Origin of the sequence: Streptomyces sp. LaBMicrA B280, from assembly GCF_049222185.1 — a bacterium.
In the GTDB taxonomy this organism is placed as follows: domain Bacteria; phylum Actinomycetota; class Actinomycetes; order Streptomycetales; family Streptomycetaceae; genus Streptomyces; species Streptomyces murinus.
The window spans coordinates 354,713-373,297 of sequence record NZ_JBMJCT010000044.1 but is presented as its reverse complement, the minus strand read 5'-3'; the positions used below and the strand labels follow the sequence as shown (position 1 = coordinate 373,297).

Annotated in this window: 17 protein-coding genes and 2 pseudogenes; 10 read left to right on the top strand and 9 right to left on the bottom strand. The window is 73.3% G+C overall.

Annotation, left to right across the window (positions count from 1 at the left end):
* Nucleotides 1–4: 4 nt before the first annotated feature.
* The gene (locus ACLF5H_RS30060) at nt 5–1,222 is read left to right on the top strand and encodes a hypothetical protein (protein WP_421679129.1); all 1,218 of its coding nucleotides are present in this window, start codon (nt 5–7) and stop codon (nt 1,220–1,222) included.
* Nucleotides 1,223–1,283: 61 nt separating this feature from the next.
* On the opposite strand, the gene ACLF5H_RS30055 is transcribed toward ACLF5H_RS30060, so the two are convergent.
* On the bottom strand, nt 1,284–2,288 hold the full coding sequence (locus ACLF5H_RS30055; protein ID WP_421679128.1) for a hypothetical protein: 1,005 nt from the start codon (nt 2,286–2,288) through the stop codon (nt 1,284–1,286).
* A 101-nt stretch (nt 2,289–2,389) separates the two neighbouring features.
* Nucleotides 2,390–3,121, bottom strand: a complete 732-nt coding sequence (locus ACLF5H_RS30050) for a lysophospholipid acyltransferase family protein (RefSeq protein ID WP_421679127.1) — start codon at nt 3,119–3,121, stop codon at nt 2,390–2,392.
* Between the two features lie 197 nt (nt 3,122–3,318).
* On the opposite strand from ACLF5H_RS30050, the gene ACLF5H_RS30045 reads away from it, so the two are divergent.
* The 5 genes from ACLF5H_RS30045 (at nt 3,319) to ACLF5H_RS30025 (ending at nt 7,978) form a co-directional block, all read left to right on the top strand.
* Nucleotides 3,319–3,738, top strand: a complete 420-nt coding sequence (locus tag ACLF5H_RS30045; protein ID WP_421679162.1) for a TlpA family protein disulfide reductase — start codon at nt 3,319–3,321, stop codon at nt 3,736–3,738.
* Nucleotides 3,739–3,946: 208 nt separating this feature from the next.
* Nucleotides 3,947–4,456, top strand: coding sequence for a flavin reductase family protein (locus ACLF5H_RS30040; protein ID WP_421679126.1), 510 nt, complete (start codon nt 3,947–3,949; stop codon nt 4,454–4,456).
* Nucleotides 4,457–4,685: 229 nt separating this feature from the next.
* Nucleotides 4,686–5,471, top strand: coding sequence for an electron transfer flavoprotein subunit beta/FixA family protein (locus tag ACLF5H_RS30035; protein ID WP_421679125.1), 786 nt, complete (start codon nt 4,686–4,688; stop codon nt 5,469–5,471).
* 53 nt (nt 5,472–5,524) lie between these two features.
* The gene (locus tag ACLF5H_RS30030) at nt 5,525–6,487 is read left to right on the top strand and encodes an electron transfer flavoprotein subunit alpha/FixB family protein (protein ID WP_421679124.1); all 963 of its coding nucleotides are present in this window, start codon (nt 5,525–5,527) and stop codon (nt 6,485–6,487) included.
* 192 nt (nt 6,488–6,679) lie between these two features.
* Nucleotides 6,680–7,978: a DUF6986 family protein gene (locus ACLF5H_RS30025; RefSeq protein WP_421679123.1), complete on the top strand. Its 1,299-nt coding sequence runs from the start codon at nt 6,680–6,682 to the stop codon at nt 7,976–7,978.
* Between the two features lie 143 nt (nt 7,979–8,121).
* Here the strand turns inward: ACLF5H_RS30025 and ACLF5H_RS30020 are convergent, their stop codons facing one another.
* Nucleotides 8,122–9,171 (bottom strand): LacI family DNA-binding transcriptional regulator, encoded by a 1,050-nt coding sequence (locus ACLF5H_RS30020; protein ID WP_421679122.1) that lies wholly within the window; start codon nt 9,169–9,171, stop codon nt 8,122–8,124.
* Nucleotides 9,172–9,387: 216 nt separating this feature from the next.
* On the opposite strand from ACLF5H_RS30020, the pseudogene ACLF5H_RS30015 reads away from it, so the two are divergent.
* Nucleotides 9,388–10,354 (top strand): annotated as a pseudogene (locus ACLF5H_RS30015) (ROK family protein).
* Nucleotides 10,355–10,374: 20 nt separating this feature from the next.
* On the opposite strand, the pseudogene ACLF5H_RS30010 reads toward ACLF5H_RS30015, so the two are convergent.
* The 3 genes and pseudogenes from ACLF5H_RS30010 to ACLF5H_RS30000 form a co-directional block, all read right to left on the bottom strand.
* Nucleotides 10,375–11,583: pseudogene (locus ACLF5H_RS30010) on the bottom strand (glycoside hydrolase family 27 protein); the annotation flags it as partial.
* A gap of 121 nt (nt 11,584–11,704) precedes the next feature.
* On the bottom strand, nt 11,705–12,466 hold the full coding sequence (locus tag ACLF5H_RS30005; protein WP_421679121.1) for a maleylpyruvate isomerase family mycothiol-dependent enzyme: 762 nt from the start codon (nt 12,464–12,466) through the stop codon (nt 11,705–11,707).
* Between the two features lie 30 nt (nt 12,467–12,496).
* Nucleotides 12,497–12,859, bottom strand: coding sequence for a hypothetical protein (locus ACLF5H_RS30000; RefSeq protein WP_421679120.1), 363 nt, complete (start codon nt 12,857–12,859; stop codon nt 12,497–12,499).
* 124 nt (nt 12,860–12,983) lie between these two features.
* On the opposite strand from ACLF5H_RS30000, the gene ACLF5H_RS29995 reads away from it, so the two are divergent.
* Together ACLF5H_RS29995 and ACLF5H_RS29990 are read left to right on the top strand one after the other, a co-directional pair.
* A complete protein-coding gene (locus tag ACLF5H_RS29995) occupies nt 12,984–13,214 on the top strand; it encodes a hypothetical protein (protein ID WP_421679119.1) in 231 nt (76 codons plus the stop codon).
* A 137-nt stretch (nt 13,215–13,351) separates the two neighbouring features.
* Nucleotides 13,352–14,395 (top strand): NUDIX hydrolase, encoded by a 1,044-nt coding sequence (locus tag ACLF5H_RS29990; protein ID WP_421679118.1) that lies wholly within the window; start codon nt 13,352–13,354, stop codon nt 14,393–14,395.
* A 2-nt stretch (nt 14,396–14,397) separates the two neighbouring features.
* Here the strand turns inward: ACLF5H_RS29990 and ACLF5H_RS29985 are convergent, their stop codons facing one another.
* Both ACLF5H_RS29985 and ACLF5H_RS29980 read right to left on the bottom strand, forming a co-directional pair.
* A complete protein-coding gene (locus ACLF5H_RS29985) occupies nt 14,398–15,144 on the bottom strand; it encodes an MBL fold metallo-hydrolase (RefSeq protein ID WP_421679117.1) in 747 nt (248 codons plus the stop codon).
* Between the two features lie 130 nt (nt 15,145–15,274).
* Nucleotides 15,275–16,627, bottom strand: a complete 1,353-nt coding sequence (locus ACLF5H_RS29980; protein ID WP_421679116.1) for a dipeptidase — start codon at nt 16,625–16,627, stop codon at nt 15,275–15,277.
* Between the two features lie 168 nt (nt 16,628–16,795).
* On the opposite strand from ACLF5H_RS29980, the gene ACLF5H_RS29975 reads away from it, so the two are divergent.
* Complete coding sequence (locus ACLF5H_RS29975; protein ID WP_421679115.1) at nt 16,796–18,064, top strand: geranylgeranyl reductase family protein; 1,269 nt, start codon at nt 16,796–16,798, stop codon at nt 18,062–18,064.
* On the opposite strand, the gene ACLF5H_RS29970 is transcribed toward ACLF5H_RS29975, so the two are convergent.
* Nucleotides 18,054–18,509, bottom strand: a complete 456-nt coding sequence (locus tag ACLF5H_RS29970; protein ID WP_421679114.1) for a nitroreductase family deazaflavin-dependent oxidoreductase — start codon at nt 18,507–18,509, stop codon at nt 18,054–18,056. The two genes, ACLF5H_RS29975 and ACLF5H_RS29970, sit on opposite strands and share 11 nt — an antisense overlap.
* Between the last annotated feature and the right edge of the window lie 76 nt (nt 18,510–18,585).

Sequence of the window (18,585 nt, the reverse complement as noted above, 5' to 3'; positions counted from 1 at the left end):
CGGCATGACGCACGGGGGAGCAGCAGCACAAGAGGCCGACGGCGTCCGCCGGACCGCCGGGGCGGGGCATGCGACGGGACGGTTCTCCTGGCCGCGCGGGCACCCTTGGCTCGCCTCCGCCCTGGCCCTGGCCGTCGTCGCGGGTGGCGTCGCCGTGCCGCTGGCACTCGCCGGCGGGGGCTCCCCCTGCGAACAACTCCCCGCCGCCACAAGGGCGTTGGCGGGCAACCCGGCGGCGGCGACCAAGGCTCTCGACCCCCGGGACGACATGTCCCGCTTCCCCGCGCTGCGTTCGCTGCTGCCGACCGGGAGGCTGTGCGGAGACGGTGGCCGGGTGCTCGGGACGGTGGTGGCCGAGGCCACGGGAACGGCCGACGCGGGGACCACCGCCACCGGCAGGGACCACACCCCGGCCCAGGCGCGCGCCGTCTGGGCGGTCGTGGTCGTCTACGGCGGGGCCGAGGTGCCGCCCGGCGCCGAGCCCGGACTGGCCCGGATGCTCGCCGGTTACATAGCCGACACGACGCGAGCCTCCGGCGTCAGCCTCGACGCCGACGCCCCCGCCGTCCCGGCCCGTTCGGCCGCGGCGACGGACGAGACGGGCCGGTCCCGCTTCGGCGCCTTCCTCTCGCCCGGCGACGCGCACCCGGACTTCGCCTTCAACCAGGCCCACGCGGTGAGCGTGCCCCTGGGCCCCCTCTTCGACGGACTCGCCAGGGACCCGCGGGCGTTCGCGATCCTCTACGGCGCCGAACGGGCCTACCTCGCCCACTACCTGGAACGCCTCACCGACAAGGGCACCGACCCCGGCCACCACCCCGGGAAGGCGGCGAAGGGGCGGAAGAACCCCGAGACCAGGGGAGTCGACAGCGACCTGGACGACATCGCCCGCCGCGTCGGCGGCCTGCTGCGCACCCGGTCCAGCGCCGCCCGGGCCGGGCACATCGACCTCGCCGCCTACGACCGGTCCGTACGACGGCACACCCGGGGCGCCTACCGGGCGGCGCCGACGCGGCTGACCACCCGGCCCCCGATGGGCGGCATCGCGGGCCGCCCGGTGAGCGGGCCCGTGCGCGGCGATCTCATGGACGGGCGCGAGCAGTTGTCCCGGACACTGGACGCCTGGGCGAAGGCCCGCACCGTCCCGGCGGCACGGGCGGCGGCCATGCGGGGGATCCTCGACGACGGCTATGTCTGGGCCTTCCGCGACGGCTCGACCTGACGGGCGCGGGCGGCCCGGCCCAGCGCCGGGTCCTTGTGACGAGCCTGCCCGCCCGCCGTGCTCAGCCGGTCAGCCGCAGCCCCGAGCAGCCGTGCCGCTCGACCTGGTCCTCGGCGAAGGACCGCAGCAGCACCCGCCGCCGGGCGTCACCGATCGACTTCGACGCCCGGATCGCGAAGTTGGCGGCCTCGCCGTCGCAGCGGGCGGTCGCGGTCAGCGGCATGCGCACCCCGCCGTCGGTGACCAGGCGCTCGCTCCAGTCGCCGTACCACGCGGCGAGGCTCAACCCCGCCGGTCCCGCAGGGCCGTTGTCCAGCGTCAGATCGCAACGGCCCCCGGGCGAGGCGTCGTTCAGCAGCGGCTGCACCTGCCAGTTCCCGCTCAGGGGGAGCCTGGCGCGGGCCGCCCAGCCGCAGCCGGTGCCGGCCGCCCCGGACACCGGGACGCCGCGCGGCGGGTGCTCGGAGTCCGGCAGCGCGCTCCCGGTGTCCTTCGGCACCGTCAGCGGCTTCGCACCGCAACCCAGGTGCCGCGAGGCCGAGTTGACGAGCGGGACGACGGTCTCGTAGACGGCGCGCGGCGCGCGGGTGGTGTCCTTGCCGACAGTCGCGACCACCAGCATCCGGCGCGGCCGGCCCGCCGTGTCCTTGCCGAGGGCCGGGCAGCGCACCAGGAACTGGAGCTCGCCGAGGTCGTCGACGACGCCGGGCAGGCCGCCCGCCAGTGGATAGACGGGGGAGAAGCCGTCCTGGGGGAAGGCGAGCAGGAACTCGGCGTCCCGGTCGTCGCGCCGGGTGTACGCGGAGATCTGCACCACCCACGTGGCGTCGCCGTGCCCGGCGAGGCGCAGGCCGCACCCGTAATCACCGAGCCCCGTGTGCTCCGTGGCGTCCGCGCCGGTGAAGTGGCCGCCGTCCGCCGCGAGTTGCCGTACCGGACCCGAAGGCAGCGCGCCGTCGCACGCGGTGTGCAGCAGCCACCGGTCCTTCACATACGGCGCGCACAGCCACCCGGCCAGCGCCAGCACGGCCGCCGCCGCGCACCACACCTTCCACCAACGCCGCATCGCCCGGCCCCCGTACAGCGATCGGTACCCGAGAGCCGACCGGCCCTCCCGTCCTGAGCGGGCACCTTATCGGGCGGGGCGCGGCGGCACCGGTCCGGGTGTCAGTGCACCTGGGCGGTGGTCCGCAGCGCCTCGGCCGTCGGCGCCGTACCACCGAGGTGGGCCGGCAGCCACCAGGAGTCCTCGGGGCCCTTCGGGCGGCCCGGGTAGGCGCGCTGGGCGGCCTCCAGCAGTTCCTGCACCCGCTCGCGCAGCCGACGGGTGATGGCCCCGGCGTACTGGTCGCGCGGCGCCTCCACGGCCTCGCCCACGCGGATGGTGATGGGCAGGTGGCTGCGCTTGAAGTCGCGCGGGTGCCCCTTGGTCCACAGCCGCTGCGTGCCCCACAGCGCCATCGGGATCAGCGGCACCCCGGCCTCCTGGGCGAGCCTGGCCGCACCCGACTTGAAGCTCTTCAGGGTGAAGGACTGCGAGATGGTGGCCTCGGGGAAGACACCGATGACCTCACCGGAGCGCAGCGAGTCCAGCGCGTGCGCGTACGCGGCCTCGCCCTGCCCCCGGTCCACCGGGATGTGCTTCATACCGCGCATCAGCGGGCCCGAGATCTTGTGCCGGAAGACGGAGTCCTTCGCCATGAACCGCACCAGGCGCTTCTGCGGCAGCGCGGCCAGGCCGTCGAAGATGAAGTCCAGATAGCTGATGTGATTGCTCACCAGCACGGCGCCGCCGGAGCGCGGGATGTTCGAGGACCCCTGGCAGTCGATCTTCAGGTCCCAGACCTTGAACAGCGTCTTGGCGAATCCGATGACGGGACGGTAGACCAGCTCTGCCATGGGCGGGGTGAACCCTTTCTGCTCTGCTCGGGAAAGGGGCTCCCGGCGGACAAGTTACGCAGCCGTAGGTTTACGGCGTCTCGCAGATCGTGCCCCAAGAACGTGCGGGGAGCCAGCTCTGGTGCCCGGCCGGGGCGAGATCCTCGTCACGTCCGCACAGGATTCACCCAGGCGCCGGGAATCTTTACGGCGCCCCGATTGTTTGCCCCCCGACGCCCGCAGAAGCGGGCGCCCCTGAAGTGCCGCACCGGCGGCGGAACGGGAGGGCGAGGGTGAGCGGGCGCGACGACGCCGAAGCGGGCGGGAGCGGAACCGGACCGGGCGCGGCCGAACTCGGCGGCGCCCTCGGCGAACGGGCCACCCTGGTGCAGTTCTCCAGCGCCTTCTGCGCGCCCTGCCGCGCCACCCGGCGGGTCCTCGACGAGGTCGCCGCGATGGTGCCGGGCGTCGCCCACATCGAGATCGACGCCGAGGCCCGCCTCGACCTCGTACGCGCCCTCGGGATCCTCAAGACCCCCACCGTCCTCGTCCTGGACGCGCACGGCAGGGAAGTGCGCCGCGCCGCCGGGCAGCCCCGCAGAGCCGATGTCATCGCGGCGCTGGGGGCGGCGGTGTGAGGGGGCCTCAGCACCAGGTGAGAGAGATCCCAGTTCCCGGACCGCACTTGACTGCGCGCGCCACCTATCGTCAGCCTGACCGTATGCCGACCGAACTCCTTCTCCACGGGCGGGCCCACGTCGACCTCGCGCGCACCGCGAGCGCCTGCTGTCCGGATCGCTGAGCAGCCACGGACCCGCTCGCCCTCCCGAACAGAAGGACAACTCCATGACGGCCCTGCCCGGACTCGGCACTCCCCAGCTCGCCTCTCCCGATCTGCTGCGCTCCACCTTCCGCCGGCATGCCGCCGGTGTCGCGGTGATCACCGCGCGCGGCGCCGCCGGACCGGTCGGCTTCACCGCCACCTCCCTCACCTCGGTCTCCGCCGAGCCCCCGATGATCTCCTTCGGGGTCGGCACCGGCGCCTCCAGCTGGCCCGCGATAGCCGAGGCCGACCACATCGGCGTGCACATACTCGGCGAGCACCAGGGCGAGCTGGCCGCCACCTTCGCCCGCAGCGGCGCCGACCGCTTCGGCGCGCCCACCGTCTGGCGCGACGGCCCCGAGGGGGTGCCCGTGCTCGACGACGTGCTCGCCTGGCTGGTCTGCCGGATCGTCGCCCGGGTCCCCGCCGGGGACCACCGGATCGTGCTCGCCGAGGTCGTCCTCGGCGATCCCACCGGCGGCGGCCGCCCCCTCCTCTACCACCAGGGCCGCTTCACCGCGCTGCGCGACTGATTGCGGTGTGGATCACGTTCCGTTCCCCTGCACGGCCGTCGAGTTCCGGTTACGCTGCGTTGCGAAGGTCACAGTTCAAAGCGCTTGCTTAGCGGGAACGAACTGGGTGTACTGACGAGTAATATTCCGGTCGGAGCGCGCTGACGCCCCGACCGGGATCGGCCGCTTCAGGCGCCTATGCTGCCTGCAAGAGGCAGCCAGGAAATCACGATGCAGTAGGAGAGCCGGCGTGAGCTTGAGGATCGTTGTCACTGTGAAGTACGTGCCCGACGCCACTGGCGACCGGCACTTCGCCGATGACCTGACCGTCGACCGCGACGACGTGGACGGTCTGCTCTCCGAGCTGGACGAGTACGCGGTCGAGCAGGCGCTCCAGATCGCGGACGAGGCGGACGACGCCGAGGTCACCGTGCTGACGGTGGGCCCCGAGGACGCCAAGGACGCGCTCCGCAAGGCCCTGTCCATGGGCGCCGACAAGGCCATCCACGTCGAGGACGAGGACCTGCACGGCACCGACGCCATCGGCACCTCCCTGGTGCTGGCCAAGGCCATCGAGAAGGCCGGCTTCGACCTGGTCGTCTCCGGCATGGCCTCCACCGACGGCACCATGGGCGTCGTCCCGGCGCTGGTCGCCGAGCGCCTCGGTGTCCCGCAGGTCACCCTGCTGTCCGAGGTCTCGGTCGAGGACGGCACCGTCAAGGGCCGCCGTGACGGCGACGCCGCCTCCGAGCAGCTGGAGGCGCAGCTGCCGGCCCTGGTCTCCGTGACCGACCAGTCCGGCGAGGCCCGCTACCCGTCCTTCAAGGGCATCATGGCGGCCAAGAAGAAGCCGGTGGAGTCCTGGGACCTGTCGGACCTCGACATCGAGGCGGAAGAGGTCGGCCTGGAGGGCGCGTTCACCAAGGTCGAGACCGCTGACGCGCGTCCGGCCCGCACGGCCGGCACCATCGTCAAGGACGAGGGCGAGGGCGGCAAGCAGCTCGCTGAGTTCCTCGCGGGCCAGAAGTTCATCTAAGGGTTCGCGCCCGCCGACCGCCCCTCATTCTCGTTACGCAGGAGAGCATTCCCATGGCTGAAGTCCTCGTCTACGTCGACCACGTCGACGGTGCCGTCCGCAAGCCCACCCTTGAACTGCTGACCCTGGCCCGCCGCCTCGGTGAGCCCGTCGCCGTCGCGCTGGGCAACGGTGCCGCCGACACCGCCGCCACCCTCGCCGAGCACGGCGCGGTGAAGGTCCTCACCCACGACGCGTCCGAGTACGCCGACTACCTGGTCGTACCGAAGGTGGACGCCCTCCAGGCCGCCCACGAGGCCGTCTCCCCGGCCGCCGTGCTGGTCCCGTCCTCCGCCGAGGGCAAGGAGATCGCCGCCCGCCTGGCGCTGCGCATCGGCGCCGGCATCATCACCGACGCCGTCGACCTGGAGGCCGGCGACGAGGGCCCGGTCGCCACCCAGTCGGTGTTCGCCGCGTCCTTCACCACCAAGTCGCGTGTCATCAAGGGCACCCCGGTCATCACGGTCAAGCCGAACTCGGCCGCCGTGGAGGCCGCCCCGGCCGCGGGCGCGGTCGAGGCCCTCGCCGTGATCTTCTCCGACCAGGCCACCGGCACCAAGGTCACCGCCCGCACCCCGCGCGAGTCCACGGGCCGCCCGGAGCTGACCGAGGCCGCGATCGTGGTCTCCGGCGGCCGCGGTGTCAACGGCTCCGAGAACTTCGCGATCATCGAGGCCCTCGCCGACCAGCTCGGCGCGGCCGTCGGCGCCTCGCGTGCCGCCGTGGACGCCGGCTGGTACCCGCACACCAACCAGGTCGGCCAGACCGGCAAGTCGGTCTCGCCGCAGCTGTACATCGCCAACGGCATCTCCGGCGCCATCCAGCACCGCGCCGGCATGCAGACCTCGAAGACCATCGTGGCCGTCAACAAGGACGCCGAGGCCCCGATCTTCGAGCTGGTCGACTACGGCGTCGTCGGCGACCTGTTCGACGTGGTGCCGCAGCTGACCGAGGAGATCAAGACCCGCAAGGGCTGATCGCCGACCGGCTGTCCGAGGCCCCCGTGACCCGCGCGGTCATGGGGGCCTCGGTGCATCCTGAAGGCGGCGTGGGCCCTCGGCCGAGGTGTGGACCGGGGTGTTGACCAGCCGGAACCCCGCCGGATAACTTCATTCTACGGATTGTTGATTCCGCACAGCGGAATTGCGGTGGATATTGGAGGGTGTGGGATGGGTCAGCAGGAGAAGGTGGCGACCAGCCTCGCCGGCGCCGTCGGCGAGGAGATCAGCGCCTCGCTCGCCCCGGTCGACGCGGAACTGGCCCGCCGCTACCCCGGGGACCCCGGCACCCGGCAGCCCGTCCACACCGTCTACGTCCCCGGGGACGCCTTCACCGCCGACACCGTCCGCTCCTGGGGCGACCAGGCCCTCGCGGCGCTGGACGAACACGCCCCGGACGCCGCCTCCTTCGCCGCCGTCCTCGGCCTCGCCGACGAACTCGCCGAGCCCGTGCACTCCCGCGTCCGCGCCAAGCTGGAGCGCGAGCCGATAGAAGATCTGCGGGTCGACTTCGAGGACGGCTACGGCCCCCGCCCCGACGCCGAGGAGGACGCGACCGCGGCCCGCGCGGCCCGGCTGATCGCCGAGGCGTACGAGAAGGGGACCGCGGCGCCGTACATGGGCATCCGCATGAAGTGCATGGAGGCCCCGGTGCGGGCGCGGGGCATCCGCACCCTCGACGTCTTCCTCACCGGCCTGATGGCGGCGGGCGGACTGCCCGAGGGGCTGGTGCTCACCCTGCCGAAGGTGACCTACCCCGAGCAGGTGACCGCCTTCGCACGGCTCCTGGACGCCTTCGAGAAGGCGCACGGCCTGGACGCGGGGCGGCTCGGCTTCGAGATACAGATCGAGACCAGCCAGGCCGTCCTGGCGAGCGACGGCACCGCGACCGTCGCCCGTATGATCCAGGCCGCCGAGGGCCGCGCCACCGGGCTGCACTACGGCACCTTCGACTACAGCGCCTGCCTGGGCGTCTCCGCGGCCTACCAGGCGAGTGACCACCCGGCCGCCGACCACGCCAAGGCGGTCATGCAGGTCGCCGCCGCGGGCACCGGCGTACGCGTGTCGGACGGCTCCACCAACGTCCTCCCGGTCGGCCCCACCGAGCAGGTGCACGCCGCCTGGCGGCTGCACTACGGCCTCACCCGGCGCGCCCTCGCCCGCGCCTACTACCAGGGCTGGGACATGCACCCGGGCCACATCCCGACCCGCTACGCGGCCGTCTTCGCCTTCTACCGCGAGGGCTTCGAGCAGGCCGCGGCCCGCCTCGCCCGCTACGCCGGCCGCACCGCGGGCGACGTCATGGACGAGCCCGCCACCGCCAAGGCCCTCAGCGGCTATCTGCTGCGCGGCCTGGACTGCGGCGCCCTCGACCTCGCGGAGGTCACCGAGCGCACCGGGCTGACCCGCGCGGGCCTGGAGGGCTTCGCCGGGCCGAGGCGCGGCGATCTCACGGCCTCCGCGCAGTAGCCGGAACTCGCGAACTACGCCGGGCTCGTGGGGGATTGCGGGTCACGGGGCGTCGCGGGTGACGGGACGACGTACGGTCCGGGCCCCGGGCCCCTCACCCGCGGGCGCCCGGCCCCGGCCCCTCCGGCGTGGCCATCGGCGTCTCAGCCCGCCGGGGGCAGCTCGCCCGAGCCGCGGGTGATCAGCCGGGTCGGCAGCTCGATCCGCTCCGGTGCGACGAGGCCGCCGTCCAGTTGGCGGAAGAGCCGTTCCGCCGCCGTACGGCCGAGGGCGGCCGAGTCCTGGGCGACCACCGTGACGCCCGGCCGCAGCAGATCGGCCAGCTCGAAGTCGTCGAACCCGACGAGCGCCACCTGCCGGGACTGCTCGGCGAGGACCCGGACCACGGTGACCGTCACCCGGTTGTTGCCCGCGAACACCGCGGTGACGGGCTCGGGTTCGGACAGCATCTCCCGCGCGGCCCGGCGCACCCGCTCCGGGCTCGTCACCCCGAGCGACATCCAGCGGTCCTCGACCGGTATCCCCGCGTCCTCCATCGCCGCCCGGTAGCCGCGCAGCCGCTCGGCCGCCGTGTGGATGCGGGGCATGTCCCCGATGAACCCGATCCTGCGGTGGCCGTGCGCGATCAGATGGGCCACGCCGTCGCGGGCCCCGCCGAAGTTGTCGGACAGCACCACATCGGCGTCGATCCGCCCGGCCGGGCGGTCCACGAACACGGTCGCCACGCCCGCCCGGATCTCCGGCTCCAGATAGCGGTGGTCGTCCCCGGCCGGGATCACCACCAGGCCGTCCACCCGGCGCGCGCACAGCGCGAGCGCCAACTCCCGCTCCCGCTCCGGGTCCTCGGCGCTGGAGCCGTTGATCAGCAGGGCGCCGTGCGAGCGGGCGACCTCCTCCACCGCGCGGCTCAGCGGGCCGTAGAAGGGGTCCGCGAGGTCCTCCAGGACCAGGCCGATGCTCGCGGTGCGGCCCTTGCGCAGCACCCGTGCGCTGTCGTTGCGGCGGAAGCCCAGCGCGTCGATCGCCTCCTGCACCCGGCGCTCGGTGTCCGGGGTGACTCCCGGCTCTCCGTTGACCACCCGGGACACCGTCTTCAGCCCGACCCCGGCCCGCGCCGCCACGTCCTTCATCGTCGGCCGGTTGCCGTAGCGGCTTCCGGGGTGGCGATCCGCGAGGCGGGAGGTTTTGGGCACGATGCGCTGTCCTGTCCTGTTGTTCGCGGCCCATGGGGTGTGATGCGGGCCGCCCATGGGCTTGTATGAGGATGTGGCGTCGAGCATAGAGCCTGGACAACGTTGTCAGGTGCGCGAGAGACTGTCGACCGCTCTGCGCGGGACCGTGCCCCCACCACCCGGCCGACCCGCCCTGGCCCATGGTTTTCGATCGTTCGACGGGGAGATCACACACTGATGCGCACCGACCTCGTGGCAGCGCTGGACATCGGCGGCACCAAGATCGCCGGCGGTCTGGTGGACGGCCGCGGACTGATCCTGGAGCGGGCCCAGCGCGCCACGCCCGCCCGGCAGGACGGCGAGACGGTCATGCGGGCCGTCGAGGAGGTGCTCGGCGAACTCGCCGCCTCGTCCCGGTGGGTGGACGTCCGCTCCGTCGGCATCGGCAGCGCGGGCCCGGTGGACGCCTCCGCGGGCACCGTCAGTCCCGTGAACGTGCCGGGCTGGCGGGACTTCCCGCTGGTCGAGCGGGTCCGGGCGGCGACCGGGGGACTGCCCGTCGAGCTGATCGGCGACGGCGTCGCGATCACCGCCGCCGAGCACTGGCAGGGCGCCGCCCGGGGCCACGACAACGCGCTGTGCATGGTGGTCTCGACGGGCGTCGGCGGCGGCCTGGTCCTGGGCGGACGGCTGCACCCCGGCCCGACCGGCAACGCCGGGCACATCGGGCACATCAGCGTCGACCTCGACGGCGACCCCTGCCCGTGCGGCTCGCGCGGCTGTGTGGAGCGGATCGCCAGCGGCCCGAACATCGCCGGCCGCGCCCTGGAAGGGGGCTGGCGGCCGGGCCCGGACGGCGATGCCTCGGCCGCCGCGGTGGCGGCGGCGGCACGGGGTGGCGGCGGCGGCACGGGCGGGCGACCCGGTCGCCGTGGCCTCCTTCCGGCGGGCCGCGCGGGCCCTCGCCGCCGGGATCGCGGCCACCGCGACACTGGTCGAGATCGACATCGCGGTGATCGGCGGCGGGGTCGGCAACGCGGGCGACGTCCTCTTCACCCCGCTGCGCGAGGCGCTCGCGGACTACGCCACGCTGTCGTTCGTACGGCGGCTGACGGTGGTGCCCGCGCAGATGGGCACGGACGCGGGGCTGGTGGGGGCCGCGGCGGCGGCGCTGATCAGGGGGCCGGGGCTGGTGCGGCTCTAGACGGGTACCGGTCAGTCCGTGTCGGCCCGGACGCGCAGCAGGACCGTGCCGTGCGCCGGGACGGTCGCCGTGATGGTCCCGTCGGAGTGCTCGTCGGTGTGCCGCCACAGGTCCCGCAGGGTGTAGGACCCGGCGTCGGGCAGGCCCACGGCGCTCGCGGTGGTGGTGATCCGCTGGGCGGCGCCGGACTCGTTGAACAGGGCGACCGCGCGGCTGCCGTCGGCCATCTCCTTGGCGATGACCCAGCGCCCGTCCGTGTCGGCGACGACCGTGCCCTGCTTGCCGAGCGGGTCCTGGTCGACGGCGATGACCTCCGTGTCGCCCAGGATGTCGAAGGTCGCGGGCGACGCCTTGCGCAGGTCGGTGCCGATGAGCAGCGGGGCGGCCATCACCGACCAGAGGGAGAAGTGGGAGCGGTACTCGGTGTCCGTCATCCCGCCGTTGCCCACCTCCAGCATGTCGGGGTCGTTCCAGTGGCCCGGACCGGCGTACGGGGCGAGCGGGAGGTTCTGCTTGACGATCGACAGCATGGAGGACCAGCTGTCGCTGATGTCACCGGTGGTGCGCCACAGGTTGCCCACGTCCGGGGCCCACTCCCAGGGCTTGTTCTCGCCCCATTCGCAGATGCTGTAGACGATCGGCCGCCCGGTCGCCCTCAGCGCGTCCCGCATGGTGGTGTAGCGCGATACGGCGTCGACGCCGAGGTTGTCGCAGTTGTCGTACTTCACGTAGTCGACGCCCCAGTCGGCGAACTGCCGTGCGTCGCCGTACTCGTGGCCCAGGGCGCCCGGCATGCCGATGAAGTCACAGGTACGCAGTCCCGCGCTGGTGTAGATGCCGAGCTTGAGCCCCTTGGCGTGCACATAGTCGGCGACCGCCTTGATCCCGTGCGGGAAGCGGACCGGGTCCGGGACGAGCTTGCCGGTCAGGCTCCGGAGCGGGAAGGCCCAGCAGTCGTCCAGGTTGACGTACCGGTAGCCCGCGTCCTTCAGGCCCTTCGCGACGATGAGGTCCGCGATGTCTTCGACCATGGCCTCGTCGAAGCCGGGCCCGCACTGGGTGGAGTTCCAGTTGTTGAAGCCCATCGGCGGGGTGCGGGCGAGGCCGTTGTCGAGGCCGGGCGCGGCGGCGGCGGTCGGGGCCATGACGAGGCCCGCGGCGCAGAGCAGTCCGGCGAGCAGAACTCCGGCCGCTCTGCGGGGGGTTGTGCGGGTCGAGGATGTGCGCATGGTCGACGTTCCTCCAACTCGCTCGGGATCGGCGGGCGTTCACGGTAGAACGTGTCCGAGTGTGTTGGAAGGGGTACGGCCGGTGCGCCCGTCGCCGTGCGGACGTGTGCGCTTCGGCGGCCTACCCGTCGTCGCCGACGCGGCCCCAGCCGGGCAGCGGGGGCCGGGGCCAGGGGAGCGGGGCGGGGAGGGCAGAAGAGGCGCGGAGCCCGTCGGCCGGGAGCCGTCCGGCGAGCCGGCCGAGCAGGCGATGCCCCTCCCCGCTCACCCGCGGCCCCTCGGCCGAGACCGTCCAGCGCCGCCCCAGATCGACGGCCGTCACGGCGGCGAGCGGGAAGCGCAGGGCGCCGAGGGTGGTGAGGGTGTCGTCCAGGGCCCAGCGCACATACCGGTCCGGCCAGCGCTCGGTGCCGTACCCGACGCGGAGGTCGAAGTGGTGGGTCTCCAGCTCCCGCAGGCAGCGCAGTAGCAGGTACCAGGCGGGATGGCGCCAGCCGGCCAGCGCCGGGACCAGCCGCTCCCAGGCGGGCGCGGGCAACGCGCGTGCCCCGTCCGCGAACCGTTCGAGGCTCGCCCGCAGCCGCTCGGCCAGCGGCCCGGCGGGCAGTACGGCGTCCCGCGCCACCCGCGCCGGATCCGGGCGCGGACCGGGTTCCCGGCCGGTGCGCGCGAGGTCGAGCATCCAGGTGTACGCGTCGGCGCTGTAGGCGACATGGGCGAGCACCTGCCCCCGCGTCCAGTCCGGCAGCCCCGAGGGCGCCCGCACCGCGGCCTCGGACAGCCCGGCCGCGGCACGGGCGAGCCGGTCGGCCGACCCGGCGACGTCCTCGATCACATCGCCGGGTTCGGCGCCGACCGTGTGGGACGGGAAGGCAGGGGACACGCGTACTCCTCGCCGTGCGGGTGCCGGGGCTCACCGAAAGGTGTGCACGACCTCGATCGGTCCGACGATATGCGCGTTGAACTCGTCCAACTCCTCGGCGGGCACCCACAGTTCCAGGATGGTCCGGCCGCCGGCCCGGCGCACCGGACAGCGGGAGAGGAAGGCGGTGTCGACCTCGAAGCGGGTCACGAACCCGGCGCCGTCATGCCGTACGTTCCAGTCCCGGGCGATCCGGATCGCGTAGTCCTCGTCGAGCACCGGGTAGAAGATCGGCTGCTCCGGGAGCCGGGGCGGCCAGGCCCGCCAGTGCGAGGCGCGCACCAGATCCAGCTCCGCGGGGCCGGTGGGGCGCCAGAGCGTGGTGGTCGCGGTGGTGGGGCGGGTGCGGGACATGCTGTCGGTCCTCCGGTGTCGTCGCCCCGGACGCTATCGGCCCCGGCGGCGCCCCGGCCAGGGGATTTCGGCGTTCCGGCGGTATCCGCGTGACCCCGGGCCCCCTCGGGGAGTTGATCCGCGCATGAAGAAGCGCAGCATGCTCGCCCTCGCCTCCCTGGCCACCGGTTTCGTCGTGGCCGCCGTCACCCCGTCGCACGCCGCGGACAAGGGGCCGCTGGACGGTCTCAACGTCTCCGACACCCTGCACTCGGCCGGTGATCTGGTCAGCCACGACAGCCTGGCCCCCGCCGACTCCCCGGCCACCGGGCACACCACCGGACACGCCCCCGGGCTGGTCGCCGGACAGGACTAGGCCACCGGCGTATGCGCGCCGGTGCCCCGCCGCGAGGGCACCGGCAGCGCGCTTTACCGCACCCTCACCGCGGCGGGGTTTCCGTGGCAGGGTGGAGCGGGCAAGCCTCAGGGGGCCAACAGAAGAGGGGGAAGTCCGTGACCGTCGTCTGGATCAACGGCGCGTTCGGTGCGGGAAAGACCACGACCGCACGGGAGCTGATCGAACTGATCCCGCACAGCACGCTCTTCGACCCCGAGGTCATCGGCGGGTCGCTCGCGCACCTGCTGCCGCCCAAGCGCCTCGCCGAGGTCGGCGACTTCCAGGATCTGCCGATCTGGCGCCGGCTCGTGGTCGATACGGCCGCCGCGATGCTCGCCGAACTCGGCGGCACCCTCGTCGTGCCGATGACCCTGCTGCGCCAGGAGCACCGCGACGAGATCTTCGGCGGCCTCGCCGCCCGCAGGATTCCCGTCCAGCATCTGGTCCTCGCCCCGGCCGAAACGATCCTGCGTGCGCGCATAGCCGGGCGCGAGGTGCCGCCCGACCTGCCCGACGGGGAGATACGGGTACGCCAGTGGTCGTACGACCACATCGAGACGTACCACGCGGCCCTCGCCTCCTGGCTCGCCGCCGACGCCCATCTGGTCGACACCAGCGCGCTGACCCCGTACGAGACCGCCGTGCGGATCGCGGAGTCGGTCGGCAGGGGTGACTTCGCCCCCTGCGACATCGTGCAGACGCCCGAGCCCACCGCCGAGACCCTCGCCGCCGGGGTGCTCCTCTTCGACGAGCGGGACCGGGTGCTGCTCGTGGACCCCACCTACAAGCCCGGCTGGGAGTTCCCCGGCGGTGTGGTGGAGCGCGGCGAGGCCCCGGCCCGCGCGGGGATGCGCGAGGTCGCCGAGGAGACCGGGATACGGCTGCGGGAGGTGCCCCGGCTGCTGGTGGTGGACTGGGAACGGCCCGTGCCACCCGGTTACGGCGGGCTACGGCTGCTCTTCGACGGCGGTCGGCTGCCCTCCGGTGAGGCGGCCCAAGTGGTGCTTCCGGGGCCGGAGTTGCGCGGCTGGCGGTTCGCCACTGAGCAGGAGGCCGCCGGGATGCTGCCCCCGGTCCGCTACGAGCGGCTGCGCTGGGCCCTGCGTGCCCGCGAGCGCGGGAAGGCCCTGTATCTGGAGGCCGGGGTGCCGCTCGGCTGACCTCACATCGCGGCGGCCCTGCGCAGTTCGGCGGTGGCGCCCCGCAGCACCGGGTCCCCGTGGCCGAAGCACGCCACCTCGGCGCCGAGACCGGCCAACCGCCGTACGGAATCGAGGAGTCGGGGCCGGTCGAGGTTGAACACGCCCGGGATCACCGTGTGTTCCACCGGGCCCGTCGGCACCGGCTCCCCGGGGGACAGCACCCCCTCGGCGGGCAGCGACGCCACGGTGTCCCCGGTGAACAGCACGCCCTCGGCGGGCAGATGGAGCGCGATGCTGCCGTCCGTGTGCCCGGGGATGTGCACCACCTGGGCCCCACCGCCGAAGCCGAGCACCTCGCCGTCCGTCACCTCCGTGAGGCACGGCGGCGGCAGCGGGGTGCCCGCGGGCAGATGCCGGGCGACCTCCGCCCGGATCGGCAGCTCCCACTCCGCGAGCCGCGGCGCGGGGCCCGGCGCCTCACCTCGTACGAACGGCGCGTCCAGGTGATGGGCCAGCACCTCGGCGCCGCTCAGTACGGCGAACTCGCCCGCCCCGCCCGCATGGTCCTCGTGGAAGTGGGTCAGCACGATGCGCCGTACGTCCTCGGGTGCGCGGCCCAGGGTCCTGATCGCCTCGGCGATCAACGGCCCCGCCCCGATCGTCCCCGCGTCGATCAGCGTCAACTCCTCGCCGTCCCGCCAGAGATACGCCTGGCCGACCGGGAAGCGCAGCAGATGCAACCGGGGGAGAAGCTCGATCACGTCCATGCCCCGACCGTAGGCCGGGGCGGGAGCGGCGAGGAGGTCTCTACGCCTTGGGCGGACGGGTGTCCGCCCAAGGCGGAACCGCGCGGCCGGGGGCCGCCCCGAAAGGGCGCGGCCCCGGGCCTGTCGCGTCCTAGCCCGCGTAGTTCCGCAGGAACAGCGCCTCCGCCACCGACAGGCGCTCCAGTTCCTGGGGCGAGACGCTCTCGTTGAGGGCGTGGATCTGGGCCTCCGGCTCGCTGAGGCCGATCAGCAGGATCTCGGCGTCCGGGTAGAGACCGGCGAGGGTGTTGCACAGCGGGATGGAGCCGCCCTGCCCGGCGTACTGCATGGTCTCGCCCGGGTAGGCGACCGCCATCGCGTCGGCCATCGCCTGGTAGGCGGGGCTGGAGACATCGGCGCGGAACGGCTGGCCCTGGCCGACCTGTTCCACGGTGACCCGGGCGCCCCACGGGGTGTGCGTCTCCAGGTGGGCCTGGAGCAGCTTGCTCGCCTCCGTCGCGTCCACGCCCGGCGGCACCCGCAGGCTGACCAGGGCGCGGGCACCGGCGTGCACCGAGGGGGTGGCGCCGACGACCGGCGGGCAGTCGATGCCGAGCACGGTGACCGCAGGGCGGGCCCACAGCCGGTCGGCGACCGAGCCGGAGCCGGTCAGACCCACGCCGTCCAGCACCTTGGCGTCCGAGCGGAACTGCTCCTCCGTGTACTCCAGACCGTCCCACGCGGCCGACGCGTCCAGGCCGTCCACCGTGGTGGAGCCGTCCGCCGCGCGCAGCGAGTCCAGCACCCGGATCAGCGCGGCCAGCGCGTCCGGCGCCGCGCCGCCGAACTGGCCGGAGTGCAGATTGCTCGCGAGGGTCTCGACACCCACCCGGACCAGCGTCATGCCGCGCAGGATCGTGGTCACCGTCGGCAGGCCCACCCGGAAGTTGCCCGCGTCACCGATGACGATGGTGTCGGCGCTCAGCACCTCCGGGTGCTGCTCGGCGTACCGCTCCAGGCCGCCCGTGCCCTGCTCCTCGGAGCCCTCTACGATGATCTTGACGTGCACCGGGACGCCGCCGTTCGCCTTCAGCGCGCGCAGGGCGAGCAGGTGCATGATCACACCGCCCTTGCAGTCGGCGCTGCCCCGGCCGTACCAGCGCCCGTCGCGCTCGGTCAGCTCGAACGGCGGAGTGGTCCAGCCGGCCTCGTCCAGCGGGGGCTGCACGTCGTAGTGGGCGTACAGCAGAACCGTTTTGGCACCTTCCGGGCCCGGCAGGTAGCCGTACACCGACTGGGTGCCGTCGGGGGTGTCGAGCAGGGCGATGTCGACGAATCCCTCGGCGCGCAGCGCGTCGGCGATCCAGTTCGCGGCGGCCTCGCTCTCGCTCTTCGGAAACTGCTCGAAGTCCGCCACGGACCGGAAGGCGACGAGCTCGGCCAGCTCCGCCTTGGCCCGGGGCATCAGAGAGGCGACGGTCTCGGCGACCGGATTCGACGACATGGGCACGCTCCTCGTAGGTGCGACGTTGTACCGCTGGGTGGATCGATCCTCCCACAGCGGCGCACTCCGCTCGCGGCCGTAGGATGCGAGTACATCGGGTAACCCCCTGCTCGCGGCATGTCGCGGGTACGGGGAGCGGCAGCGGCTTGATCGGAGCAGTAGACCATCGTGAGCGGCGAGAACTCTTCGGCGGACGACGTGCAGCGAGTGTGGGACGTCGTCGTGGTGGGCGCGGGACCCGCGGGGGCCTCGGCCGCCTATGCGGCGGCGGTCGCGGGGCGCCGCGTCCTGTTGCTGGAGAAAGCCGAGTTGCCCCGGTACAAAACCTGCGGCGGCGGCATCATCGGCCCTTCGCGTGACTCCCTGCCGCCGGGCTTCGAACTGCCCCTGCGGGACCGGGTGCACGCGGTCACCTTCTCCAACAACGGGCGCTTCACCCGCACCCGCCGGTCCCGGCAGATGCTGTTCGGGCTGATCAACCGGCCCGAGTTCGACCAGCAGCTGGTCGAGCACGCCCAGAAGGCGGGCGCCGAACTGCGTACGGGCGTCACCGTGCAGCGCGTCGAGCAGCACGGCTCGGCGGTCCCCGACCGGCGCACGGTCGCCGTCGTCCTCCAGGGCGGCGAGACGGTCCTGGCCCGCGCGGTCGTCGGCGCGGACGGCAGCGCCAGCCGGATAGGCGCCCATGTGGGCGTGAAGATGGCCCAGGTGGACCTCGGTCTCGAAGCGGAGATCCCGGTGCCCGAGTCGGTCGCCGAGGACTGGAAGGGGAGGGTGCTCATCGACTGGGGCCCCATGCCCGGCAGTTACGGCTGGGTGTTCCCCAAGGGCGACACACTGACGGTCGGGGTGATCTCCGCCCGCGGCCAGGGCGCGGCGACCAAGCGCTACCTGGAGGACTTCGTGGCCCGGCTGGGCCTCGCCGGGTTCGAACCGGCCGTCTCCTCCGGGCATCTGACCCGCTGCCGTGCCGACGACTCGCCGCTCTCCCGCGGCCGGGTCCTGGTCTGCGGCGACGCGGCCGGACTCCTGGAGCCCTGGACCCGTGAGGGCATCTCCTTCGCGCTGCGCTCGGGCCGGCTGGCCGGTGAGTGGGCGGTGCGCATAGCGGAGGCGCACGACGCCGTCGACACCCGTCGCCAGGCCCTGAACTACGCCTTCGCCGTCAAGGCGGGGCTCGGCGTCGAGATGGGCGTCGGACGGCGTCTGCTCGCGGCGTTCGAGCGGCGGCCCGGCCTCTTCCACGCCGCCCTCACCGGCTTCCGCCCGGCGTGGAACGCGTTCCGCAACATCACCCGGGGCGCCACCTCGCTCGGCGAGCTGGTCCGCTCCCACCCGCTCGCCCAGCGCGCCCTGACCATGCTGGACCCGGGTCCGGCGCAGGCGGCGGACGCCGAGGAGTCCACCGAGCCGGAGGAGGAGCCCGTCACTTCGTGACGGTGATCCGGAAGACGGGGTGGTCGCCGGCGCAGGCGGCGATCTCCTCGTCGGTGGAGGCGGCGGTCACCCCGGCGAAGTACTGGTTGACCTCCCAGCCCCACTTCTCCAGATAGGTCCGCAGGACGGGGAGCTTCTCGGCGTCGGGAAGCTCCACCGCGGTGAACATGCGGACCTTGCGCCCGACGCGCAGCTCACCGCCGTTCGCGGCACGCATATTGCGCACCCACTGCGAGTGGCCGCGCGCCGAGACCAGGTACTGCCCGCCCTCGTAGGTGTGCGGATTGACCGGGACGCGCTGCATCGCGCCGCTCTTGCGGCCCCTCACGGACAGCTCGGCGGTGCCCGCGAGGCTGATCCCGCGCCGGGCGAGCCAGCCGATCACGCTGTTCAGCCGCACATTCAGCGGGCTGCCCTTGAGGTAGTACGGCGTGGACGACGACATGGTGGACTCCCATGGTTCTGGTTCGGGAGAGCGGTGCTCTCGGTTGACACCAGCATGCGGGAGACAGGTGCTCCAA

Excerpts from the sequence above, each read along its gene's own strand:
- ACLF5H_RS30060 (WP_421679129.1), top strand. The coding sequence starts at position 5 with ATGACGCACGGGGGAGCAGCAGCACAAGAGGCCGACGGCGTCCGCCGG.
- ACLF5H_RS30055 (WP_421679128.1), bottom strand. The coding sequence starts at position 2,288 with ATGCGGCGTTGGTGGAAGGTGTGGTGCGCGGCGGCGGCCGTGCTGGCG.
- ACLF5H_RS30050 (WP_421679127.1), bottom strand. The coding sequence starts at position 3,121 with ATGGCAGAGCTGGTCTACCGTCCCGTCATCGGATTCGCCAAGACGCTG.
- ACLF5H_RS30040 (WP_421679126.1), top strand. The coding sequence starts at position 3,947 with ATGACGGCCCTGCCCGGACTCGGCACTCCCCAGCTCGCCTCTCCCGAT.
- ACLF5H_RS30030 (WP_421679124.1), top strand. The coding sequence starts at position 5,525 with ATGGCTGAAGTCCTCGTCTACGTCGACCACGTCGACGGTGCCGTCCGC.
- ACLF5H_RS30025 (WP_421679123.1), top strand. The coding sequence starts at position 6,680 with ATGGGTCAGCAGGAGAAGGTGGCGACCAGCCTCGCCGGCGCCGTCGGC.
- ACLF5H_RS30000 (WP_421679120.1), bottom strand. The coding sequence starts at position 12,859 with ATGTCCCGCACCCGCCCCACCACCGCGACCACCACGCTCTGGCGCCCC.
- ACLF5H_RS29995 (WP_421679119.1), top strand. The coding sequence starts at position 12,984 with ATGAAGAAGCGCAGCATGCTCGCCCTCGCCTCCCTGGCCACCGGTTTC.
- ACLF5H_RS29985 (WP_421679117.1), bottom strand. The coding sequence starts at position 15,144 with ATGGACGTGATCGAGCTTCTCCCCCGGTTGCATCTGCTGCGCTTCCCG.
- ACLF5H_RS29980 (WP_421679116.1), bottom strand. The coding sequence starts at position 16,627 with ATGTCGTCGAATCCGGTCGCCGAGACCGTCGCCTCTCTGATGCCCCGG.
- ACLF5H_RS29970 (WP_421679114.1), bottom strand. The coding sequence starts at position 18,509 with ATGTCGTCGTCCACGCCGTACTACCTCAAGGGCAGCCCGCTGAATGTG.